We start from the raw sequence: 20,899 nt of genomic DNA on the forward strand, positions 1-20,899 counted from the left end.
GCCTAGCTTTCCTGGCTTACCGGTAGAGGCGTGGTCCCGTGTTCCGGCGCCGATGCGCGCCGCAAGCCGAGGAAGACGACAAGAGCGGTGACGACGGTGATTGCCGCCAGCACGATCAGCAGCCTGTCGAACGCCGCCTCGTAGGCCTGGATCAGGACCGTGGTTCCGGCACCGGGCAAGCGGGCTGCCGCCTCGCCGACATTGCCGGTCACCAGCAGCTGGGCGGCGGCGGTTGCGCTCGGGGAAGATGCTGTTCCCTGGGTCACCAGTTGCGCTGCCGTGAAACCCGACAAGACAGCCATGACGATCGCCAGCGCGACGCCCTCGCAGGCGACGCGGGTGGTGTTGAAGATGCCGACCGCCATGCCGGCGCGCTCCTTTGGCACGACGCTGACGGCAAGCCCGTCCATCAGCCCCCAGGGCAAAGCGATGCCGACGCCGATCAGCACCAGCGGCGCCACCAAAGCGAGGGCGATCGGCGGCGTCAGGCTCAGCCAGACCAGGCTGCCGGCGGCAATCAACAGGCCGACGCCGCAGATCGTCGCCGGCGCGATCCAGCGTGCCAGCTGGCCGGCGAGCAGAGGCATGATCAGCAGCGGCCCCGACAGGCAGATCATCAATTGCCCGGCCTCGATCTCGCTCATCCTCTCGATGCCGATGAAGCGGATCGGCAACAGCACCAGCAGGACGACGAAGCCATAGGCCGGCGCCGCCGCCAGAAACTGGACGCCGACGAAGCGGGGAAAGCGGAACAGCGAGAGATAGAGCATCGGCCGTCGAACGCGCTGTTCGACGATGACGAAAGCGGAAAAGAAGAGAACAGCCATGGCAAGCAGCGCGATGACGAGCGGATCGCTCCAGCCGCTCTGCGGCGCCTGCAGCACGCCATAGGTCAGCGTGGCCAGAGCGACGGTGAAAGTGCCCGCGCCCGCCCAGTCGAGGCCGATCGCATCGGGATCGCGCGATTCCTTGATGGTGCGCAGGCCGAGCAGAGCGGCAGCAATCGCAAGCGCTACCACCAGAACGAAGATCGACCGCCAGCCGAAGGCTTCGATGATGAGACCCGACGCGATCGGTCCGAAGGCGAGGCCGATGCCGAAACTGGTGCCGAGGAAAGAGAAGGCGCGCAGCCGCAACTGGCCCTCGAACTCCTGGGCAAGCGCGGAGGCGCCACCGGCGAAGGCGGCGGCACTGCCGAGCCCTTGCGCAGCCCGAAGCGTGTCGAACCAGACGATGTCAGGCGCCAGCATCGCGCCCAGCGTGGCCAGGACATAGAGGCCGAGGCCAACAATGAACATCCGCTTGCGGCCATGATTATCTGCGAGCGCGCCCAGCGCCATCAGGGTGGCGCCAAAGGTCAGCATGAAGGCGTTCGTCACCCAGTTGAGTGCGATCGGGCTGCCGCCGAGATCGGCTGCAATGCGCGAGAGTGCGACGGCCGGGCCGGTGAAGGTCAAAGGCATGGTCATGGCGGCAAGGCATACCGACAGCAGGACGAGCCATGGCGCGGCCGCACCGTTTATAGTCTTCGAAGTCATGGATTTTCCTATCTGAAGCAGGATCCGCCGGCCTACCGTTGGGAGCCCGGCGCCGGTCGTGACGAGAAGATAGGCCAGCGACATTCCCAGAAAAATAGTATTAAATCTCCAGATATACCGGACTAAAACGCTCGAATGGAGGAGCGCCATGGAGCGCCTCAACGGCCTTCTGGCCTTTGCCCGCACGGCTGAGTTCGGCAGCTTCATCGCTGCCGGCCGAACGCTCGGCATCTCGGCATCGGCCGTCGGCAAGAGCGTCGCCAGGCTGGAGCAGGATCTCGGCGTGCGGCTGTTACAGCGCAGCACGCGCCGCATCGGCCTGACCGAGGAGGGCAAGCTTTTCAACGAGCGGGTGCGGCGCATCCTCGACGACATCGACGATGCCGAGGCGATGCTGTCGCGGACACGGGAAACGCCACATGGGCGGCTGCGCGTTTCGACGCCGATCGTGACCTATCATTTGCTGTTCCCGGTGCTGTCGGAGTTCATGGCGCGCTATCCCGAGATCGAGCTCGACATCGACTTCAATGATCGCATCGTCGACCTCATCGACGAAGGCGTCGACATCGCAATCCGCAGCGGCGACCTGCCGGATTCACGCCTGGTGGCGCGGCCGCTCGCGCCGTTTCGGCTGCTGTTGTGCGCGGCGCCTTCCTATCTCAAGCAGCACGGCAACCCGAGCGGACCGGACGATCTCGTGAACCATTACGGCATACGCTTCCGCTTTCCCAACAGCGGCAAGCTGCAGGGCTGGCCGTTCATCGGCGGCAGCGCCGAGCCGCAGGTTCGCTCGATGCTGACCTGCAACAATACCGAGGCGCTGAAGGGCGCCACGATGGCCGGACTCGGCATCAGCTCCATGCCTGATTTCCTGGTCCGTGACGCGCTGCGCGACGGCACGCTGCGCACTGTGTTGGACGACCATGTCGACGGTCGCGGCCAGTTCCGGCTGCTGTGGCCATCCAACCGCCATCTCGCGCCGAAGGTGCGCGCTTTCGTTGATTTCCTTCCCGATCGGCTTGCCGCGACGCTGAGCGGATCGTAGTGCTGCTTCTCAGTAAGTGGCGCGCCCGCCGGACAGGTCGAACGTCGCGCCCGTCGTGAAGGAGTTTTCGTCCGACAGCATGAAGGCGACCATGGCGGCCGCCTCTTCGACTTCGACGAACCGGCCGCGCGGCACCTTGCCCAGCATGTAGGCGACCTGCGCCTCGGTGAGCTGTTCGAGGATGCGGGTGCGGGCGGGCGACGGGGTCAGCGCGTTGACGGCGATGTCGTGGCCGGCGAGTTCCTTGCCGAGCGATTTTGTCAGCGCCAGCACGCCGGCCTTGGCAGCGGAATAGGCGGCGGCATTGGGATTGCCTTCCTTGCCGGCCACCGAGGCGACGTTGACGATGCGGCCGTAGCCGCGCGCGATCATGCCGGGCACCAGACGCTTGCAGCAGTAGAAGACGCCGTTGAGGTCGATGTCGATGATCTGGCGCCAGGCGGCTGGATCATAGTCCACCACGGTTGCCGCCGGCCCGGCGATGCCGGCATTGTTGACCAGCAGATCGACCGGGCCGAGCGAGCGCTCGGTTTGCTTTGCTGCGCTGTCGACGGCGTCGATCAGCGATTGATCGCAAAGCACGGTCTCGACCCGGCCGAGCGGGGCGAGTTCGGCGTCGGCGTTCTTCATCGCGGCCTGGTCGACATCCCAGATGGCAACGCTGGCGCCCGACGACAGCAGGCGTCGGGCAACGGCAAGGCCGATGCCTTGCGCGCCGCCGGTCACCACGGCGACACGGCCTGAGAGATCGACAGCATTCACGCGACGGTTCATGGGCAATTTTCCTCTTCCCTGGATTTTTGAAGCTCAGTCCCTGACGGCTCTCGCCACCAGCCGCGCTATGCTCGGTCCGGCGATGAGCACGACCAGGAAACGGGCCGACTGCAGCGCCATGACGAAGGAGATGTCGACGTTCTGCGCCGCGGCGGCGATGATGGCGACGCTGTCCATGCCGCCGGGGCTGGTTGCGAGATAGGCGGTCAGCGGATCGATGCCGAGGAGATGGCTGATCAGCCAGGCAAGCCCGCCGCAAAAGGCGATCAGCACGACGATCGAGCCGACGATCTGCGGCAGTGCCCGCGTCGCATGGCGCAGGATCGCCCGGGTGAAGTTCAGCCCGATCGACCACCCGACCATCGCATAGGAGAGCGCCAGCAGCCATGGCGGCAATTGCATCGCCACGCCAAAGCCGAGATGGACGATGGTGCCGAAGATAAAGGTGCCGAGGAAGAATGGTGAGGGCAACCGGCACAAGCGGCCGAGGAGGCCGCCGACCAGCGCCACGCCGAGCGTGGCGGCAAAGGCCATTGCGTCGATCGGCGGGAACCAGACAATGGCTGGGATTTCGACGCCGGAGGTGTCGACCCACATCTTGGCGACAAATGCCGCCGTCATCGAGACGAAGATGACGCGCAGATATTGCATGAAGGCAACGAGGCGCTGGTCGGCGCCGAAAGCGCCGGCCATCAGCACCATGGCGGTGGCCGCACCTGGCGACGAGCCCCAGACCGCGGTGGTGCCGGGCAGAATGCGCCAGCGGCTGATCAGCCAGCCAAGCAGGCTGGACGCCGCAAGGGTCGCCAGCACCACGACGAGAAACAGCGGCCATTCCTTGTAGAAGACCGAAAAGATGTCGGCCGAGATCGACGCCGCGACCAGGCAGCCGACGACGGCCTGGGCGGCGCCGAACAGCGGGCGCGGCACGCGCACCGTGGCGCCGTTGGTGCCGGCAAGGATCGCCGCCAGCATCGGGCCGATCAGCAGGGCGGCGGGCAGTGCAGCGTATTCCAGTGCGCCGGCAAACAGCAGCGAGAAAATCAGCAGCACCAGCCACTGCCAGACCGGACGCATGCGCGCCATGCGTTCGACGGCCGGCTGTTCTGGCGAGGAGTCCATATCAGGGTCTTAGACCTGGAGAAGAGAAATGCGAACCCTGTCCGCGAACCGAATTCAAGGTCTGCGTTGCTTGGGATGTCAGCCGGTTTTGGTCTCGGCCAGGCCGAAGCCGCCGGCGGGATGGGTCTCGACCTGGAATTCGAAGCCGGCGATGATCGGCCGCGCCTTGGCGATCGCGGCCTGGACTTCGGGCAGCTGCAGCGACGCCTTGTGGCTCGCGGCGTCGGTCCACACTTCGGTCACCCAGATCGCGTCGGCATCGGCCGGATCGCGGGCGATGACATAACTCAGGCAGCCCGGCATGGCGCCCGTCGAGGCGAGCAGGACGTCCATGATCGCGTCGCGCTGGCCGCGCGCCGCCCGCATCTTGCCGATCAATCCGTACATTGCCTTCCCCTCCAAACCTCAGCAAACGCTCGCAGAACGTGCATGGTTGCAAGACGCAGTATGCAATTGCTCGCTCAAGGCATCAACTGGCCACCGTTCACCTCGATCACCTGGCCGGTGATGTAGCCACTCAGAAGGTCGGAGGAGAGGAACAGATAGGCGCCAACGCAGTCTTCAGCCGTACCGGCACGCCCCTGTGGAATGGTGGCGACCATGCCCTTGATTTGTTCATCGGTGGAATAGCGCTCGTGGAATGGCGTCAGGATCGTACCGGGCGCCACCGCATTGACGCGGATGCCAAAGCCGATCAATTCCTTGGCCATGCCGCGGGTGACGTTGGAGACAAAGGCCTTGGCCGAGCCGTAGAGCCCGGCGCCGCCGCCGGCGCCATTGCGCGCGGCGATCGACGAGGTGTTGACGATGAAGCCGCCCTGCTTCTTCAGCCAAGGCATCGCCTTGCGTGACGCCGTCAGCACCGAGCGGGCGTTGAGGTCCATCACCGCGTCATAATGCGCCTCGGTCTGCTCGGCATAGGGCACGCGTCCAAGCATGCCGCCGGCATTGTTGACCAGCCCGTCGAGCCGGCCGTAATGCTCAGCACTTTCCTCAACGACACGCTCGACATCGGCGGCCTGAGAGAAATCGCCCTGGGTCAGGAACACCTCGCCGCCGCCATCGCGGATGGTTTTGGCCAGCTTCTCGGCGGCGTCGCGGCTTGAATTGTAGTGCAGTGCGACCCGGCATTTCTGCTGGGCATAGGCCAGTGCAAGGGCGGCACCAATGCCGGTCGAAGCACCGGTGACCAGCACCGCCTTGCCGGCAAGATCTGGAATGACAAGAGCGGTCGCGGTCATGGGCATTTTTCCTCCGGGATGTCTAATCTCCCTTCGTAGGCTCTCGTTGCCGTCACGTTCAAGTCCATGGCGGCTTATGGCCTGAGATAAGCGTAACCCTGGCGCTGCAGTTCGGCGAGCTTGACGACGCCGCCCTTGTCGGCGGCGTGGAAGCCCTCGAGCAGGTCGGCAAGCGTGATCTCCATGCCTTTCATGGTGTTGCCGCACGCCTGCGGTTCAAGACCTTGCTGCACCAGGCCGGCGAAGCGTCCCGAAATCGCCGCCGATATGCCTTTCGATTTGAAGGCGGCAAGGGCGGGACCATGCACGACCAGCACGATGTCGACATTGCCGCCGGTGCCTTCATAGTGGTTCTTGATGTTGCCGAGCACGAAATTGACCTTGTCGACATCGCTGAGGTGATAGGCAACCTTCGGCTTGTCTTCGGCGGCGGCCGCTCGGCTCAGCCCGAACAGGCCGGCGGCACCGGCAAGGCTGGCCCGGAACATGTCGCGTCGGCGCATGGCATCCTCCCCGTCCTGGCGCTCACCGCAGTTGCGTGGCTGCGGCCATGATCCTAGCATAAACTGACGTTACGTCCTGTCGATGCGAGGGAGGGGGTCCAATGGCATTCAGGAAGTGGAAGGCGATTGCCGGTGCGGGATTTGGCGTGGTGTTGTTCAGCGCGCTTGCCGGAACCGCTCTTGCCGACGAGAGGCCAGGACTCACCGAACTCAGCCCGAATGGCGCCGATGCCTGTTTCGGCCGGGTCTATGACGCAGCCCACCTCAAGGCGCATCCGAAGCAGAAGGTGGCGCGGATATTCTTCCTCTATGGCCATGATCCGGTGAGCCGTCCGAACGAGGAGCCGATGGCTAACGCCGATACCTCCTACAATGGCTTTCTCTCCACCACCGTGCGCGGCGCCAAGACGCCGCAATGGGCCGGCGGCTGGTGCAACCATGAGTCCGAGGACGGCAAATCAGGTCCGATCCGCTGCGGCATGGACTGCGACCGCACCATGGCCTCGCTGAAACTCGATGACAAAGGCCGCCTGATCCTCACCGATGTCTCGTCCGATCTCTATCTCGACGCCGGATCGGAAGACGAACTGGGCGAGGCCGAATATGACCGGCAGGCGCTGGGCTCAGAAGACGACAATTTCCGCCTCGATCCGATGCCGGTCGCGACCTGCAAGGCCGAATTCGCCAAGATCGATCCGATCGATCCAGCGCTGGGCACGCCTTTGCGCGAGCGGCTGAAGCCGGACCAGCCTTTCTGCTTCGGACGCGACTACGATGCCGCGCATCTCTCCTCTCATCCCGACCAGGTGACGCAGTCGATCCGCGTCTTCCGCGGACCGGTCGAACTGGCGTCCTTCGCCTCAGGCGGCGATGTCGCCAACTGGCCCGACGGCGCCGACATCGCCGTTTCGGTGACCACCAGGAAGAACGGAGCCAAGGTCACGCAGACTTATTCGTGCCAGGGCGAGGCCGACCAATGGCGCTGCGCGGCCAGTTCGAAGATGAGCAATTTTTCCTGCGACATCAGCCAAAAGGAAATTTACCTCAAGCGCGGCGCCAACGGCACCATGATGCTGGCGAATCCCAACAGCAGCCTGGCGATTGTCGACATGTGCTCGAAGGCGGCGGAGGGCAAGACGCAGTCGGACGACAAGGTTTATCGGCTGGAAGCGATGCCGCAGTCGGCTTGCGCCCCATAAGGCCTGTCGACATTCAGGTGAGGCCGGCCTGCGAACGGCGGCTTCCTGCGCTTCCGGTGCTCACTTCAAGTACGCTCCGCTCCGGTTCTCGGAAGCCACCATTCTCGACTCGGCCTGACCTGAATCTCGACAGACCTTCGCACCTAGCGCTGGCCTACGCGAAAGGCACCGCCGTCGTGCCTTTCGGCAGCTTCGCCTCGTCGTCGGGCTCGACGTGGATGGTGACGCGCACGGAGGGGATTTCGGCTTTCAGCGCATCTTCGATGCGGTCGCAGATGACGTGGCTGGCGCCGACGGTCATGTCGGCGTCGACGACCAGGTGGAACTCGATGAAGGTGGCGCGGCCGGCGATGCGGGTCTTGAGGTCGTGAACCTCCAGCGCGCCCTTGCAATTGGCCGAGATGGTGTCGCGGATATGCATGTGCTCCGTGGTGTCGACGGCGCGGTCCATCAAGCCGTTCATCGACGAGCCGATGACGTGCCAGCCCTGCCACAGGATGTTGAGCGCAACGATGACGGCAAGCGCCGGATCGAGGATCTGCCAGCCGGTCAGGATTGCGCCGACGAGACCGCCGAAGACGCCGACGGAAGTCACCACGTCGGTCATGATGTGCTTGCCGTCGGCAACCAGCGCCGGTGATTTCGCAGCGCGGCCTGTGCGGATCAGCGTCCACGCCCAGAAGGCGTTGATGACGGTGGCGACGCCGTTGATCCCCAGGCCTTCCCAGGGCTGTTCGATCGGCGTCGGCGTCTGCCAGGAGCGCCAGACCTCGTTAAGGATCAGCAGTGCCGCGACCACGATCAGCACGCCTTCCAGCACGGCCGAGAAATATTCGGCCTTGTGGTGGCCGAACGGATGGTCCTGGTCGGCCGGCTTGTAGCTGACCTGGATCGCCCAATAGGCGGCGGCCGAGGCAATGACGTTGACGATCGATTCCAGCGCATCCGAATAGAGCGCGACCGAGCCGGTGATGTACCAGGCGGCAAGTTTCAGGGCGAGCACGACGCAGGCGACGATGATCGACCAGAAGGCGAGGGCGGCGACCCTGTGCTTGGCCGCCTCCTTCGCCGCGATCGCCGTTACGCTGTCCGTTGCGGCCATACTGGTCAGGCCGCCTTTTCCTTGGCCTTGCGCGGCAGATGCGCAACGATGTTTTCGATGATGCGCATGCCGGCATTGTGGCCGAGCGTCATGATCGATTCCGGATGGAACTGCACGGCGGCGATCGGCTCCTTGCGGTGCTCGAAGGCCATGATGACACCGTCTTCCGTCTCGGCGGTGACAACGAAGCCGTCAGGCAGCCGCACCGGATCGGCAAAGATCGAGTGGTAGCGGCCGACGGTCACTTCCTTGGGCAGGCCGGAGAAGATGATGCCGGGCTTGGAAACGCGGATGCGCGATGGCTTGCCGTGCATCGGCACATGCAACTGCCTGAGTTCCCCGCCATAGGCTTCTGCCAGCGCCTGCAGGCCAAGGCAGACGCCGAAGATCGGCAGGTCGCGAGCTCTGGCCTTCTTGATCGTTGCGGCGCAGTCGAAATCCTTCGGCGTGCCGGGTCCGGGCGACAGCACGACGAGGTCGGGCTTCAGCCGTTCGAAGACTTCCTCCGGCACCGGCGTGCGCACGGTCGAGACATTCGCGCCGGTCTGGCGGAAGTAATTGGCCAGCGTGTGGACGAAGGAGTCCTCGTGGTCGACCAGCAGGATGTTGACGCCGTCGCCGACGCGCGCGGTGGTGCGTTCGGTGCCGGCGGCATTGCCTAGTTTGGCGTCGCGGATGGCGGAGAGCATGGCGGATGCCTTCAATTCGGTTTCGGCTTCTTCTTCCTCGGGGATGCTGTCGAAGAGCAGCGTGGCGCCGGCGCGCACCTCGGCGATGCCGTCCTTGATGCGGATGGTGCGCAAGGTCAGGCCGGTGTTCATGTCGCCGTTGAAATTGACCATGCCGATGGCGCCGCCATACCAGGCGCGCGGGCTCTTCTCGTTCTGCTCGATGAAGCGCATGGCCCACAATTTCGGCGCGCCGGTGACGGTGACCGCCCAGGCGTGCGACAGGAAGGCGTCGAAGGCGTCCATGCCTTCGCGCAGCCGCCCTTCGATGTGATCCACCGTATGGATCAGGCGCGAATACATCTCGATCTGGCGGCGGCCGATGACGCGCACCGAACCGGGATCGCAGACCCTGGACTTGTCGTTGCGGTCGACGTCCGAGCACATGGTCAGCTCGGATTCGTCCTTCTTGGAGTTGAGCAGCTTCAGGATCTGCTCACTGTCGGAAATGGCGTCGTCGCCGCGCTTGATCGTGCCGGAGATCGGGCAGGTCTCGACCCGGCGGCCATTGACGCGCACGAACATTTCGGGCGAGGCGCCGATCAGATATTCGTTTTCGCCGAGATTGATGAAGAACGAATAGGGCGAGGGGTTGATCGACTTCAGCTTGCGCGAAATCTCGGAAGGCTGCGTCTCGCAGCGCTCGTAGAACATCTGCCCGGGCACGACCTCAAACAGGTCGCCGCGCTTGAAACTGTCCATCGCCTTGCGCACCAGATTGGCATATTCGCCAGGCTCATGGTCGCCGCGCGGTGGGATACGGTCAGCGGTCTTGAACGGTTCGGCGATTTCGTCGCGTGGCAATCCCTCGGTCGAAAAACCCTCGCCGGAATAGTCGTAGCGATCGGTCCAGGCCTTGGTCGAATAATGGTCGACGACCAGGATTTCGTCGGGCAGGAACAGCACGAGATCGCGCTGGCTCTCTCTGCGCTCGAGCTTGTAGTCGACCGGATCGAACTGGAAGGCGAGATCGTAGCCGAAGGCGCCGTAAAGGCCGAGATTGGCGTCTTCCTCGGTCTTGAACAAAGCGGTGATGGCGCGCAGCACGGTGAAGACGGAGGGAACGCGGCTGCGCTCTTCCTCGGTGAAGACCCGGCCAGGCTTGGCGACATCGAGGCGGATGAGCTTCTTCGAGGTTTCGGTGACAGTGACTTCGCTCAAGCCGGCGAGCGCCTTGCCGATCACCGGCAGCAGCACCTCGCCACGGCTGTTCAGCGCCTCGATGCGCATGGCGCGGCCGCGCGCCGAAATCACCAGCGGCGGATCGATGATGGCGGTGTCCCAGCGCGTGTAGCGGCCGGGATACTCGTAATTGGAGGAAAACACCGCACCCCGGCGCGAATTCAGCCCGTCGACATAGGCGTCGATCGCACCGGCATAGGGCTTGTCGTGACGATCACGGGTGATGGTGACGCCACCCGCGGTCACGAAGCGTTCCGCGCCGTTTTCCAGAACCTTGATCGTCGTCATTGCCGTCTCCATCTGGCTTGTTGGGCAACGGACCCGGGACTGGCTTTGAAAAAACAAATGGCCGCCCGGACATTCCGTTGCGGCCACCTTCTATTTTCACGCGCACGCGTTCGAACAGGCCGCTGTCAGCGAGCCCACCACCAAATGGTCTTGATCGAACGCATATTCATGGGCGAAATCCATAGCGGCGAAAAGTAGGATGCGCAACAGGTTTGAAAGGCCTGTTTGTGGCTGTCGCTTCCGAGGCCCATGGCACATCGCCAGGGCCGGCGGTCCTGCCTAGACTGTCCGTCCAACATCGAGAAGACGGGAAAGACACCGATGGCCGACCAGATCGAGCGCGCACGCACGTTCCATTCCCTCCACGTCAAGGGAAACCCGATCGTCCTCTACAATGCCTGGGATCCCGGCTCGGCCAAGATCGTCGAGAAGGCGGGCGCCAAGGCGATTGCCACAGGAAGCTGGCCGGTCGCGGCCGCCTTCGGCTATGCCGATGGCGAGAAAATCCCTCTGGAATTGGCACTCGACAACATCAGGCGCATCGTGGCGGCGGTCGACCTGCCGGTGACCATGGACCTCGAGGGCGGTTACGGCGCCGAGCCGGAGGTCGTTGCTCAGACAGTGTCGCGTGCCTTGCAGGCTGGCGCCATCGGCTTCAATTTCGAGGACCAGATTGTCGGCGGTGCCGGCCTCTATGACATCGCCACCCAGGTGAAGCGGGTCGAGGCGGCAGCGGCGGCGGTGAAGGCTTCCGGCATTCCCGCCTACATCAACGCGCGCACCGACATTTTCCTCAAGGCCAAGCCGGATGAGCACAACAAGGGTCACCTCGACCAGGCGATCGAGCGGGCCAAGGCCTATGAAAAGGCGGGCGCGAGTGGTTTCTTCGCGCCGGGCCTCGGCGATGAGGGGCTGATTGAGGCGCTCTGCAAAGCGACAGCGTTGCCGGTCAACATCATCGCGCTGGCGCACGTGCCACCGCGCCAGCGGCTGGCGGAGCTTGGTGTTGCGCGTGTGAGTCACGGACCGGTCCCATACCGGCAGATGGCCGAATGGCTGGAGGCCAAAGCGCGGCTGGCTATTTCTGGTTAGGACGAGGCGCCTCCGACTTTTCGTCATCCCTGGGCGAAGCAGGAGCGAAGCTCCGTCGCGGAGACCCTGGGATCCATGCCGTGACCTTCGCCGTGGAATGCAGCGGAGCAGAATGCCGCACCATTGCAACGCATCAGCGTCACGGCATGGATTCTAGGGTCTGCGCCGCGTCGCTTCGCTCCTTGCTCCGCCCTAGAATGACGAAGTTTCCTCAATCCTCCAGCGTCCCTGACCTCGCATCGGCGCTCTTCTTGTCGCCGACGAGTTTCAAGAGATCCTCGCCGGTGCGGATGATGCGGCGCGCGCGGCGGGTCAGGATGACGCCGTCCTGCGGGGCAAATACTTCCGTACGGCCGCCGGCCTCGCCTGGTGTGTGGACGATGGTGGCGAGGCGTGCGCCCTTGGCGACACGGTCGCCGGGCTTCACGTCATAGAGGATGGCGCCGGCCCGGGGCGCCGGCATCATCTCGATGTTTTCCAGGGGGGCGGCGAAGCCCTTGAACGGGCCGGGCGCGGGAAGGGCGGAATCGGTGATTACGCCGCGCGCCACCAGCAGCCGGTAGAGGCCTTCGGCATCGGAAGCGGCGAGCGTGCCGTCGACATCGAGCATGCCGCGATATTCGACCGTGGTGGCGACGCGGCGGTCGAGCTTCGCCACGTCGGCGGGGACGTTCTGATAGGGCATGACCATAGCGCCCTCGAAGGTGCCGTCCGTGTCCTCGCTCCACAGCATCACCGCGTCGATGCCCATGGCCGCGGCGCAATCGGCCATGGCCGGCCACAGGCTGGTGTGGACGTAGAGACAGGCGAGCCCCTCATCGTCGCAATGCAGGTCGAGCACGATGTCGTGGCCGAGCGACAGCTGCACCAGCCGGGTCTTCAACCGCTGATCTGGCGTGCCCTGCGTGGTGTCGGGCAACAGCTTGGTGTCAGGCGCAGCAAGCAGTGGGAAGCCGCGGTTGAAATTGGTGCGGGTGCCGAGATGAAAGCGGCCCTGATGCTCGCCGAAATGATATTGCGCGCGGCCGATCGGGTTGGCCCAGGGGACGATCGTGATGTTGCCCTTGATGCGGCCTTCGGCTTCGGCCTTGTTCAGCGCCGGCATCAGCGCGTCGATGGCGACGACGCCCGGCAACTCGCCGGCATGGAGTGCCGCCTGCAGATAGGCCGAGGGTGCGGCCTTGTCGGCGCCGGCAAAGCGGAACACCGGAAATTCGTAGGAAACGCCTTCGGTATCGCCGGCGATGCGTTCAATCGATTTCTGCATGGATGCCTCCTGGAAAAGAGGCAGAACACATGCACGTTTGTCGGAGGGCTGTCGATTGGTCCAGTTCACGCCGCCATGGGCGCAATGGGACTATTCGGCTGGGGCCTGAACGGCAACAGGCGCCGACCGTTCGAGCGCCTGCGAGACCACGGCGACGCTGACCGCCAGCAAAGCGAGCACCGCGCCAACCAGCGGCAGGTGGGCATAGGATACGCCTGCGGACAAAGCCACGCCGCCGATCCAGGCGCCGCTGGCATTGCCGACATTGAAGGCGCCCTGGTTGAGCGTGGCGGCAAGGTTCGGCCCTTCGGACGCCGCCTCGACGACGCGGATCTGCAGCGGCGGCACGACGACGAAGATCAGCAGGCCCCACAGGAAGACGACGCCGATGGCGACGCTGGCAATGGCGCCGAACTGCATGAAACCGACAAACAGCACCGCCATCAGAAGCAGCGTACCGATCACGGTCGGCATCAGCTTCCAGTCGGCCAGCCGGCCGCCGATGATGTTGCCGATGGTCATGCCGGCGCCGAACAGCAAGAGCACCCAGGTGACCGCCGAAGTGGACAGGCCGGAGACGTCGGTGAGGTAGGGCTTGATGTAGGTGAAGACCGCAAACAGGCTGGCCGAGGCCAACGACGCGATCAGCATGGCCAGCCACACCTGCAGTCTGCCCAGCACGCGCAACTCGCCGCGCAGGCCGCCGCCGCTTGGTTCGGCGACGTTGGAAGGCACCAGCCAGGCGATGGCCGCGACTGAAATCAGGCCGATGCCGACGACGGCAAAGAAGGTGGAACGCCAGCCAAACGCTTCGCCAAGCGCGGTGCCGGCGGGAACGCCCAGAATGTTGGAGAGCGTCAGGCCTGCGAACATCATCGCCATGGCGCTGGCGCGCTTGTTGCGCGGCACCAGGCTGGCCGCCACGACCGAACCTATGCCGAAGAAGGCGCCGTGGCCGAACGCGGTGAAGACGCGCGCGGCCATCAACAGCCAGTAGTTGGGTGCGATGGCGCAGAGCAGGTTGCCGACGACGAACATCGCCGTCAGCGCGACCAGCACCGGCTTGCGCGGCAGATGCGCGGTGGCCATAGCGACGATCGGCGCACCGAAGACGACGCCCAGCGCATAGCCGGTGACCAGCAGTCCGGCCGAGGGGATCGACACGCCGAGATCGGCGGCGACCTCCGGCAGCAGGCCCATGATGACGAATTCGGTGGTGCCGATGCAGAAGGATGCAATGGCAAGCGCAAGGATCGGCATAGGCATGGGAAGTCCAGACTGAATCGGTTCAATTTCAGACTGAACGAGAAGCCTGGCCATGCGCAATGCACATTGCTGCAATGCACCAATGCAGAAAGTCGAGAGCTTGACGCGGGGCTATCTCAGGCGAGCGGCTTCAGCTCCTGGGCGATGGTTGGCAACAGCTCGGAGACGTTGGGATGGATGTGCACGGCGCGCGCCAGCGTGTCGACGGGCGCCTTGGCGTACATCAGGTCGAGCACGCAGTGCACGGCCTCGTCGCCGCCAGGGCCGAGCACGGAGCAGCCGAGGATCTCCCTGGTGTCGGCATCGACCAGGATTTTCATGAAACCTTGCGTCTCGCCCTTTTCGACGGCGCGGCCGACGCGGGTCATCGGCCGCTGGCCGACCAGCGCCTTGCGCCCGGATTTCTTCACCGCGGCCTCGGTCATGCCGCAGCGGCCGAGCGGCGGATCGATGTAGAGCGCATAGGCCTCGATGCGGTCGCTGACCTTGCGCGGATCGTTGTCGAGCAGATTGGCGGCGACGATCTCATAGTCGTTGTAGGAGGTGTGGGTGAAGGCGCCCTTGCCGTTGCAGTCGCCCATCGCCCAGATGCCGGGCACGCTGGTGCGCAGCTGATCGTCGACGGTGACGAAGCCGCGCAGATCGACCGCTACCCCGGCCTTGTCGAGTCCGAGATCGTCGGTGTTGGGGGTGCGGCCGAGCGCCAGAAGCACATGCGAGCCGACCGCCGGCGGTTTGCCGGCCGAGAAGGTGACGGCGATGTCGTTGCCCTGTTTGGCGAAGCCGATGTCGTCGGCGCCGATATGGACCGCTATGCCTTCGTTTTCGAGGATCGACAGGATAGCCGCGGACACGTCCTCATCCTCGCGGCCGGTCAGGCGGGGGCTCTTCTCGATGACGGTGACTTCCGAGCCGAAGCGTCGGAACATCTGCGCGAATTCGAGCGAGATGTAGCTGCCACCGACGACGATGAGATGGCGCGGCAAAACGTTGAGATCCATCATCGACGAGTTGGTGAGATAGTCGATATCATTGATGCCGGGCAGGTCCGGCACCGAGGCGCGGCCGCCGGTGTTGAGGAAAATCTTTTCGGCGGTCAGAAGGTCGTCGCCGACGCGCACCGTGTTGGCGGATTCGAAGCGCGCATGGCCGCGATAGAGCGTGCATTTGTCCATGCCGGCGATCCAGGTTTCCAAGCCGGTGCGGGCGTCGGTCGTGACCTTGTCCTTGCGCGCCTTGATCCTTGCGTAGTCGACGCCGACAGGGCCGGAGAGGGTCACGCCATAATCGGCGGCGCGCCGCGCCAGATGCGCGGCATAGGCGCTGGCGACCATGGTCTTGGTCGGCATGCAGCCGGTGTTGACGCAGGTACCGCCGACCAGCTTGCGCTCGATCAGCGCCACGTTCATGCCGGCTGACGTCAGCCGGCCGGCGAGCGATGGGCCGGCCTGTCCGGCGCCGATGATGATGGCGTCATACGCTTTGGCGCTTGGGGTCTTTGCCGTCATACCACCGCTGCCACGATCAGCAGGCCGCCGATGATCGCCACCGCGTCCTCGATGAGGGCAGCGGGCAAATCCTTACCGAAGGCGGCGGCGAGCCGGCCGCGCGCTTCGGCGCCGCCATAGGTGCCGATGACCGCGCCGATGGCGCCGGCGATCAGGCCGCCAATGGTGGAACCGGCGGTGGCGCCGATGACCGCGCCACTGAAGGCGCCAAGCAGGATGCGGGCGCCGAATTGCTGCGGCACTTTGCGGCTCGGCGTCGATGGCAACTGGTCGGTGATGAGTTCGACGATGGCCAGGATGGTGAAGATGCCGACGGCAGCCCAATGGCCCATGAAACTGGCCCAGGTGCCGGCCACCGGCAGCCAGCCGAGATAAGCGCCCCAGGCGACCGCGGCCGGCGCTGCCATGGCGCGAAGACCGGCAATGACACCGATCAAAAGTGCGAGCAGGTAGAGCATGATGGATCCCCTCAGAACCTCGGACAGTCCGCGCGGGCAAGCTAGCATAGGCCGGGCATTTGGCCAGCGGGCTTTTCCCCAATGCGGGATTGTGCTTTGGCAGGAGATCAACCGGAGAAGCCGACATGGCCGGAAGCGAACGCACAAAGATGATCGCAGGCGAATGGTACACCTGCATCGACGACGAGCTGGAGGCGTTGCGGGTGATCGCGCGCGATGCGGTGTTCGAGCACAATTCACTGCCGCCCCGGCAACGCGGCAACATCGGTCCGGCGCTATCTGCCCTGCTTGGCAGCGCAGGCGAGGGCGCCCGCATCGAGGCGCCCTTCCATTGCGCCTACGGGCTCAACATCCATCTCGGCGCAGGCGCCTTTCTCAATGCTGGCTGCACCATTCTCGACACCGCGCCGGTGCGTATCGGCAGGCGAACGCTGCTTGGACCCAATGTGCAGATCTATTGCGCCGAGCATCACAAGGAGGCTGCGGGCCGGCAGGCGGGGCTGGAGATCGCCAGGCCGGTCACCATCGGCAATGACACCTGGATCGGCGGCAGCGCCATCATCCTTGGCGGCATCACCATCGGCGATGGCGCCATTGTCGGCGCCGGTGCGGTGGTGACGCGCGACGTGCCTGATAACACCACCGTGGTCGGCAATCCGGCGCGGGCGGTCAAGCGCGGCTGAATCCGTCGCGAGCGGTCAGTGTGAAGCGACGCGCTCGTCCGGATAGGCTCGCCGCGAAAACTCACGCCGGTATTGCGCCGGTGACGTCTTGAGCCGCGTTGAAAAATGCTGGCGCAGCGAGGTGGCGCTGCCGAAGCCGGCTTCGAAGGCCACCATGTCCATCGATTTCTCCGTCGCCTCCAGCAGCCGCTGCGCGAGTTCGATGCGCTGACCGGCCAGCCACTCGCCGAAGCTGGTGCCGATCGATTTCTGGAAGCGGCGGGTGAAGGTGCGCCGGGTCAGGCCGGCGGCCTCGGCGACGCGGTCCAGGCTGTGCGTTTGCCCCAGCGTTGCACGCACCGTGTCGAGCGCCTGGGTGAAGCGGTCGGTTGCCGGGGTTTTCGCCAGCGGGCGCTCGATGAATTGTGCCTGCCCACCCTGCCGGTGCGGCGACAGCACGATGTGCCTGGCCAGCCGCAACGCTATCTCCGCGCCATAGCGGGCGCGCACGATGTGCAGGCAGCAGTCGAGCCCGGCGGCGACACCGGCCGAGGTGACGATGTCGCCATCGTCGACATAGAGCACGTCGGCGTCGACTTCGATGTCGGGATGCAGCGCCTGCAACCGGTCGGTGGAGGACCAATGCGTGGCCGCCCGCCGGCCGGCAAGCAGCCCGGTGGCGGCGATGGCGAAGGTGCCGAGACAGAGGCCAACGATCAGCGCGCCGCGCCGGTTTGCGCGCGTAAGCGCTTCGAGCAGCGGGGTGGGAAGCGGGGCGTCGAGATCTTTCCAGCTCGGAATGATGATGATGTCGGCGGCGTCGAACGCCGAGAGCCCATGCGGAACAGCGATCGTCAGCCCGGCATCGGTGTGGATAGGCCCATCGTCGAGCGCGCAGACGCGAAAGTCGAAACGCGGCAGGCCGAGCTTGGTGCGGTCGGTGCCAAACACCACGCACGGCACTGAGAGGTGGAACGGGCTGATGCCGTCAAAAGCGAGCACGGCAATGATCGGGTCGGTCATGGGCGTTTCCAGCAAGCGAAAGCGAATTGTCCCAATTCTTTCGAATGATGTCAATCGGGCCACTTTTGGCAGGCGGGTGATCCGCCTATTTTCGGCCCATCCCATTCAAGCCCGAGAGGAAACCACCATGTCCGCCAACACCACGCCGCGCCGCGCACTCATCGTCATCGATGTCCAGAACGATTATGATGGCGGCAACCTCGCCATCCAGCATCCGCCGTTCCGCGACAGCGTCGTCAATGTGGCGCGCGCCATGGACGCCGCCGCCGCGGCCGGGGTTAAGGTGGTGGTCATCAAGCAGATGGCGCCGGAGACGTCGCCGATCTTCGCCAAGGGCAGCCATGGCGGCGAACTGCATCCCGAGATCGCAAGGCGTCCGCGCGACCACTATGTCGAGAAGTCGCTGCCCTCGGCCTTTGCCGGCACCGATCTCGAGGAATGGCTGCGCGCCAACGCCATCGATACAATCACGGTGGTCGGCTACATGACACATAATTGCGATCTGTCGACCATCATCCATGCTGCGCATGTCGGCTTTGCGGTCGAATTCCTGTCCGACGCCACCGGCTCGCTGCCTTACGCCAACAGCGCCGGCTATGCCTCGGCCGAGGAGATCCACCGCGTGGTGACCGTCATCCTGCAGTCGCGCTTCGCGGCCGTGCTCGACACCGCCGAATGGATCGATGGGCTGAAGACCGGCGTCCTGCCCAAGCGCGACACGATCTACGCCTCCAACCAGCGGGCGCTGGCGCGCAACGCGGCCTAAACGCCTTAGAGTTCCGAAACAAAAAAGGCGCCGCATCGCTGCGGCGCCTTTCTGACGTCGAGACTAAAAGATCTTAGAACAGGCCTTCGATCTGGCCGGCTTCGTTGAGGAAGATCTTTTCCGAAGACGGCGCCTTGGGCAGGCCAGGCATGGTCATGACCTCGCCGCAGATGACGACGACGAAGCCCGCACCCGCCGACAGCCTGACCTCGCGCACCGGCACGGTGTGGCCGGTCGGCGCGCCGCGCAGGTTCGGGTCGGTCGAGAAGGAATACTGGGTCTTGGCCATGCAGACCGGCAACTTGCCGTAGCCGGCATCTTCCCAGGCCCTGAGCTGGTCGCGCACCGACTTGTCGGCGATGGCTTCCGAGCCGCGATAGATGCGCTGGACGATGGTGTTGATTTTCTCGAACAGCGGCATGTCATCGGGATAGAGTGGTGCGAACTGCGACGCGCCGGATTCGGCGAGCTGCACCACCTTGTTGGCGAGCTCCTCGATGCCGGCCGAGCCCTTGGCCCAGTGCTTGCACAGGATCGCCTCTTCGCCCATCGAGGCGACATAGTCCTTCATCGCCTGGATTTCGGCGTCGGTGTCGGAATAGAAGTGGTTGATGGCGACCACCGCCGGCACGCCGAACTGGCGGATGTTTTCGATGTGGCGGCCGAGATTGGCGCAGCCCTTCTTCACCGCCTCGATGTTTTCCTTGCCGAGGTCTTCCTTCTTAACGCCGCCATTCATCTTCATGGCGCGCACGGTGGCGACGATGACGGCGGCGGCCGGCTTCAGGCCCGCCTTGCGGCACTTGATGTCGAAGAATTTTTCGGCACCGAGGTCAGCGCCGAAGCCGGCTTCGGTGACGACATAGTCGGCGAGCTTCAGCGCCGTGGTGGTGGCGACGACCGAATTACAGCCATGCGCAATGTTGGCGAACGGGCCGCCATGGACGAAGGCCGGGTTGTTCTCCAGCGTCTGCACAAGGTTGGGCTGCATGGCGTCCTTCAAGAGCACTGCCATGGCGCCGTCGGCCTTGAGGTCGCGGGCATAGACCGGCGTCTTGTCGCGGCGATAGGCGATGATGATGTCGCCGAGGCGCTTTTCCAGGTCCTTGAGGTCGGTGGCAAGGCACAGGATGGCCATGACTTCCGAGGCGACGGTGATGTCGAAGCCGGCCTCGCGCGGATAGCCGTTGGCGACGCCGCCGAGCGAGCAGATGATTTCGCGCAGCGCCCGGTCGTTCATGTCCATGACGCGGCGCCAGGCGACGCGGCGGGTGTCGATGCCGAGCTCATTGCCCCAGTAGATGTGGTTGTCGATCAGCGCTGACAGCAAATTGTGCGCCGTGGTGATGGCGTGGAAGTCGCCGGTGAAGTGGAGGTTCATGTCCTCCATCGGCACGACCTGTGCATAGCCGCCGCCGGCGGCACCGCCCTTGACACCAAAATTCGGGCCGAGCGACGCTTCGCGAATGCAGACGATCGCCTTCTTGCCGATGCGGTTCAAGCCATCGCCGAGGCCGACGGTGGTGGTCGTCTTGCCTTCGCCGGCCGGCGTCGGGTTGATGGCTGTGACCAGGATCAGCCTGCCGTCCTTGTTGCCTTTCACCGACTTAATGAATTCAGCCGAGATTTTCGCCTTGTCGTGGCCGTAGGGCAAAAGGTGTTCGGTCGGGATGCCGATCTTCTTGCCGATCTCCTGGATCTGCTTTTTCTTGGCGCCGCGCGCGATCTCGATGTCGGACTTCACTTCGGCCATGACGGCTTTCCTTCGGATTGGACGGTGGAGGGGACGGGTTTGGTCTCACTCGCAGGCATGTTGAACCCGGGCGCGGGCATGTTCTAACCCTGTCGCGGCCGCGGCGTCAACTTGCATGCAACTATGTTTCCTATGAAGAAAGTGTCTATACGGCCGGGCCGACCTGCCGTCGGTTCTTCCTGGCTCCGTTGCCGCGCCGTATAGAAGCCAGAGGACGCGTCGTTCCGCCGTCTCAAAACAGCCGCCCAATGCACGGAATGCGACAGAGGCGACGGCGCAAATTCGCCATCGCCTCGCTAAAGCGCATCGCGCTTTAGCCTTTTGTTTTTGTGCATGTCGTTATCCCAAAACCGGGACCACTTTTGGGCGACATGCATCGAGT

Annotated in this window: 19 protein-coding genes; 5 read left to right on the plus strand and 14 right to left on the minus strand. The window is 64.5% G+C overall.

Translation table 11 applies throughout. From position 1 onward, the window contains the following. Positions 1–2: 2 nt before the first annotated feature. The gene (locus AC1DYJ_RS25125) at positions 3–1,538 is read right to left on the minus strand and encodes an MFS transporter (protein WP_477285422.1); all 1,536 of its coding nucleotides are present in this window, start codon (positions 1,536–1,538) and stop codon (positions 3–5) included. A gap of 148 nt (positions 1,539–1,686) precedes the next feature. Here AC1DYJ_RS25125 and AC1DYJ_RS25130 point away from each other — a divergent pair, with 148 nt between their 5' ends. Further along, positions 1,687–2,583: a LysR family transcriptional regulator gene (locus tag AC1DYJ_RS25130; protein ID WP_477285420.1), complete on the plus strand. Its 897-nt coding sequence runs from the start codon at positions 1,687–1,689 to the stop codon at positions 2,581–2,583. Positions 2,584–2,592: 9 nt separating this feature from the next. Here the strand turns inward: AC1DYJ_RS25130 and AC1DYJ_RS25135 are convergent, their stop codons facing one another. The 5 genes from AC1DYJ_RS25135 to AC1DYJ_RS25155 form a co-directional block, all read right to left on the minus strand. Next, the gene (locus tag AC1DYJ_RS25135; protein ID WP_477285551.1) at positions 2,593–3,345 is read right to left on the minus strand and encodes an SDR family NAD(P)-dependent oxidoreductase; all 753 of its coding nucleotides are present in this window, start codon (positions 3,343–3,345) and stop codon (positions 2,593–2,595) included. 45 nt (positions 3,346–3,390) lie between these two features. Continuing rightward, positions 3,391–4,479 (minus strand): AbrB family transcriptional regulator, encoded by a 1,089-nt coding sequence (locus tag AC1DYJ_RS25140; protein ID WP_477285418.1) that lies wholly within the window; start codon positions 4,477–4,479, stop codon positions 3,391–3,393. A 78-nt stretch (positions 4,480–4,557) separates the two neighbouring features. Further along, entirely contained in the window at positions 4,558–4,866 is a 309-nt protein-coding gene (locus AC1DYJ_RS25145) for a putative quinol monooxygenase (RefSeq protein ID WP_436261115.1), read from the minus strand. A 74-nt stretch (positions 4,867–4,940) separates the two neighbouring features. Continuing rightward, the gene (locus AC1DYJ_RS25150; RefSeq protein WP_477285416.1) at positions 4,941–5,726 is read right to left on the minus strand and encodes an SDR family NAD(P)-dependent oxidoreductase; all 786 of its coding nucleotides are present in this window, start codon (positions 5,724–5,726) and stop codon (positions 4,941–4,943) included. Between the two features lie 68 nt (positions 5,727–5,794). Then, complete coding sequence (locus AC1DYJ_RS25155; RefSeq protein WP_477285414.1) at positions 5,795–6,223, minus strand: DsrE family protein; 429 nt, start codon at positions 6,221–6,223, stop codon at positions 5,795–5,797. 101 nt (positions 6,224–6,324) lie between these two features. Here AC1DYJ_RS25155 and AC1DYJ_RS25160 point away from each other — a divergent pair, with 101 nt between their 5' ends. Next, positions 6,325–7,422, plus strand: a complete 1,098-nt coding sequence (locus AC1DYJ_RS25160) for a hypothetical protein (protein ID WP_477285412.1) — start codon at positions 6,325–6,327, stop codon at positions 7,420–7,422. Positions 7,423–7,576: 154 nt separating this feature from the next. Here the strand turns inward: AC1DYJ_RS25160 and AC1DYJ_RS25165 are convergent, their stop codons facing one another. Both AC1DYJ_RS25165 and AC1DYJ_RS25170 read right to left on the minus strand, forming a co-directional pair. After that, positions 7,577–8,524, minus strand: coding sequence for a cation diffusion facilitator family transporter (locus tag AC1DYJ_RS25165; RefSeq protein WP_477285410.1), 948 nt, complete (start codon positions 8,522–8,524; stop codon positions 7,577–7,579). 5 nt (positions 8,525–8,529) lie between these two features. Continuing rightward, a complete protein-coding gene (locus tag AC1DYJ_RS25170; RefSeq protein ID WP_477285409.1) occupies positions 8,530–10,734 on the minus strand; it encodes an anthranilate synthase in 2,205 nt (734 codons plus the stop codon). Between the two features lie 309 nt (positions 10,735–11,043). On the opposite strand from AC1DYJ_RS25170, the gene AC1DYJ_RS25175 reads away from it, so the two are divergent. Then, positions 11,044–11,814 carry an isocitrate lyase/PEP mutase family protein gene (locus tag AC1DYJ_RS25175; protein ID WP_477285407.1) on the plus strand — a complete coding sequence of 257 codons (771 nt, stop codon included), beginning with the start codon at positions 11,044–11,046 and terminating at the stop codon, positions 11,812–11,814. A 211-nt stretch (positions 11,815–12,025) separates the two neighbouring features. On the opposite strand, the gene AC1DYJ_RS25180 is transcribed toward AC1DYJ_RS25175, so the two are convergent. From AC1DYJ_RS25180 to AC1DYJ_RS25195, 4 genes are all read right to left on the minus strand, one after another. Next, positions 12,026–13,081, minus strand: coding sequence for a peptidase M14 (locus AC1DYJ_RS25180; protein WP_477285405.1), 1,056 nt, complete (start codon positions 13,079–13,081; stop codon positions 12,026–12,028). Between the two features lie 90 nt (positions 13,082–13,171). Then, positions 13,172–14,347 (minus strand): MFS transporter, encoded by a 1,176-nt coding sequence (locus AC1DYJ_RS25185; protein ID WP_477285403.1) that lies wholly within the window; start codon positions 14,345–14,347, stop codon positions 13,172–13,174. 116 nt (positions 14,348–14,463) lie between these two features. Next, positions 14,464–15,855, minus strand: a complete 1,392-nt coding sequence (locus AC1DYJ_RS25190) for an FAD-containing oxidoreductase (RefSeq protein ID WP_477285401.1) — start codon at positions 15,853–15,855, stop codon at positions 14,464–14,466. Then, positions 15,852–16,313: a DUF4126 domain-containing protein gene (locus AC1DYJ_RS25195; RefSeq protein WP_477285399.1), complete on the minus strand. Its 462-nt coding sequence runs from the start codon at positions 16,311–16,313 to the stop codon at positions 15,852–15,854. The genes AC1DYJ_RS25190 and AC1DYJ_RS25195 overlap by 4 nt, the downstream gene beginning before the upstream one ends. Positions 16,314–16,438: 125 nt before the next feature. Here AC1DYJ_RS25195 and AC1DYJ_RS25200 point away from each other — a divergent pair, with 125 nt between their 5' ends. Continuing rightward, on the plus strand, positions 16,439–16,996 hold the full coding sequence (locus tag AC1DYJ_RS25200; RefSeq protein WP_477285397.1) for a sugar O-acetyltransferase: 558 nt from the start codon (positions 16,439–16,441) through the stop codon (positions 16,994–16,996). Between the two features lie 15 nt (positions 16,997–17,011). Here AC1DYJ_RS25200 and AC1DYJ_RS25205 read toward each other — a convergent pair whose 3' ends face one another. Beyond that, complete coding sequence (locus AC1DYJ_RS25205; RefSeq protein ID WP_477285395.1) at positions 17,012–17,998, minus strand: helix-turn-helix domain-containing protein; 987 nt, start codon at positions 17,996–17,998, stop codon at positions 17,012–17,014. Positions 17,999–18,125: 127 nt separating this feature from the next. On the opposite strand from AC1DYJ_RS25205, the gene AC1DYJ_RS25210 reads away from it, so the two are divergent. Further along, positions 18,126–18,764, plus strand: coding sequence for a cysteine hydrolase family protein (locus AC1DYJ_RS25210; protein WP_477285393.1), 639 nt, complete (start codon positions 18,126–18,128; stop codon positions 18,762–18,764). A 73-nt stretch (positions 18,765–18,837) separates the two neighbouring features. Here the strand turns inward: AC1DYJ_RS25210 and AC1DYJ_RS25215 are convergent, their stop codons facing one another. Then, positions 18,838–20,517 carry a formate--tetrahydrofolate ligase gene (locus AC1DYJ_RS25215; RefSeq protein ID WP_477285391.1) on the minus strand — a complete coding sequence of 560 codons (1,680 nt, stop codon included), beginning with the start codon at positions 20,515–20,517 and terminating at the stop codon, positions 18,838–18,840. Positions 20,518–20,899 lie beyond the last annotated feature (382 nt).

The sequence above is a fragment of the Mesorhizobium sp. P2_B11 genome (genome assembly GCF_056404855.1).

Excerpts from the sequence above, each read along its gene's own strand:
- AC1DYJ_RS25165 (WP_477285410.1), bottom strand. The coding sequence starts at position 8,524 with ATGGCCGCAACGGACAGCGTAACGGCGATCGCGGCGAAGGAGGCGGCC.
- AC1DYJ_RS25180 (WP_477285405.1), bottom strand. The coding sequence starts at position 13,081 with ATGCAGAAATCGATTGAACGCATCGCCGGCGATACCGAAGGCGTTTCC.
- AC1DYJ_RS25185 (WP_477285403.1), bottom strand. The coding sequence starts at position 14,347 with ATGCCTATGCCGATCCTTGCGCTTGCCATTGCATCCTTCTGCATCGGC.
- AC1DYJ_RS25215 (WP_477285391.1), bottom strand. The coding sequence starts at position 20,517 with ATGGCCGAAGTGAAGTCCGACATCGAGATCGCGCGCGGCGCCAAGAAA.
- AC1DYJ_RS25190 (WP_477285401.1), bottom strand. The coding sequence starts at position 15,855 with ATGACGGCAAAGACCCCAAGCGCCAAAGCGTATGACGCCATCATCATC.
- AC1DYJ_RS25140 (WP_477285418.1), bottom strand. The coding sequence starts at position 4,479 with ATGGACTCCTCGCCAGAACAGCCGGCCGTCGAACGCATGGCGCGCATG.
- AC1DYJ_RS25160 (WP_477285412.1), top strand. The coding sequence starts at position 6,325 with ATGGCATTCAGGAAGTGGAAGGCGATTGCCGGTGCGGGATTTGGCGTG.
- AC1DYJ_RS25155 (WP_477285414.1), bottom strand. The coding sequence starts at position 6,223 with ATGCGCCGACGCGACATGTTCCGGGCCAGCCTTGCCGGTGCCGCCGGC.
- AC1DYJ_RS25125 (WP_477285422.1), bottom strand. The coding sequence starts at position 1,538 with ATGACTTCGAAGACTATAAACGGTGCGGCCGCGCCATGGCTCGTCCTG.
- AC1DYJ_RS25210 (WP_477285393.1), top strand. The coding sequence starts at position 18,126 with ATGTCCGCCAACACCACGCCGCGCCGCGCACTCATCGTCATCGATGTC.
- AC1DYJ_RS25150 (WP_477285416.1), bottom strand. The coding sequence starts at position 5,726 with ATGCCCATGACCGCGACCGCTCTTGTCATTCCAGATCTTGCCGGCAAG.
- AC1DYJ_RS25175 (WP_477285407.1), top strand. The coding sequence starts at position 11,044 with ATGGCCGACCAGATCGAGCGCGCACGCACGTTCCATTCCCTCCACGTC.
- AC1DYJ_RS25205 (WP_477285395.1), bottom strand. The coding sequence starts at position 17,998 with ATGACCGACCCGATCATTGCCGTGCTCGCTTTTGACGGCATCAGCCCG.
- AC1DYJ_RS25130 (WP_477285420.1), top strand. The coding sequence starts at position 1,687 with ATGGAGCGCCTCAACGGCCTTCTGGCCTTTGCCCGCACGGCTGAGTTC.
- AC1DYJ_RS25195 (WP_477285399.1), bottom strand. The coding sequence starts at position 16,313 with ATGCTCTACCTGCTCGCACTTTTGATCGGTGTCATTGCCGGTCTTCGC.
- AC1DYJ_RS25170 (WP_477285409.1), bottom strand. The coding sequence starts at position 10,734 with ATGGAGACGGCAATGACGACGATCAAGGTTCTGGAAAACGGCGCGGAA.
- AC1DYJ_RS25145 (WP_436261115.1), bottom strand. The coding sequence starts at position 4,866 with ATGTACGGATTGATCGGCAAGATGCGGGCGGCGCGCGGCCAGCGCGAC.
- AC1DYJ_RS25200 (WP_477285397.1), top strand. The coding sequence starts at position 16,439 with ATGGCCGGAAGCGAACGCACAAAGATGATCGCAGGCGAATGGTACACC.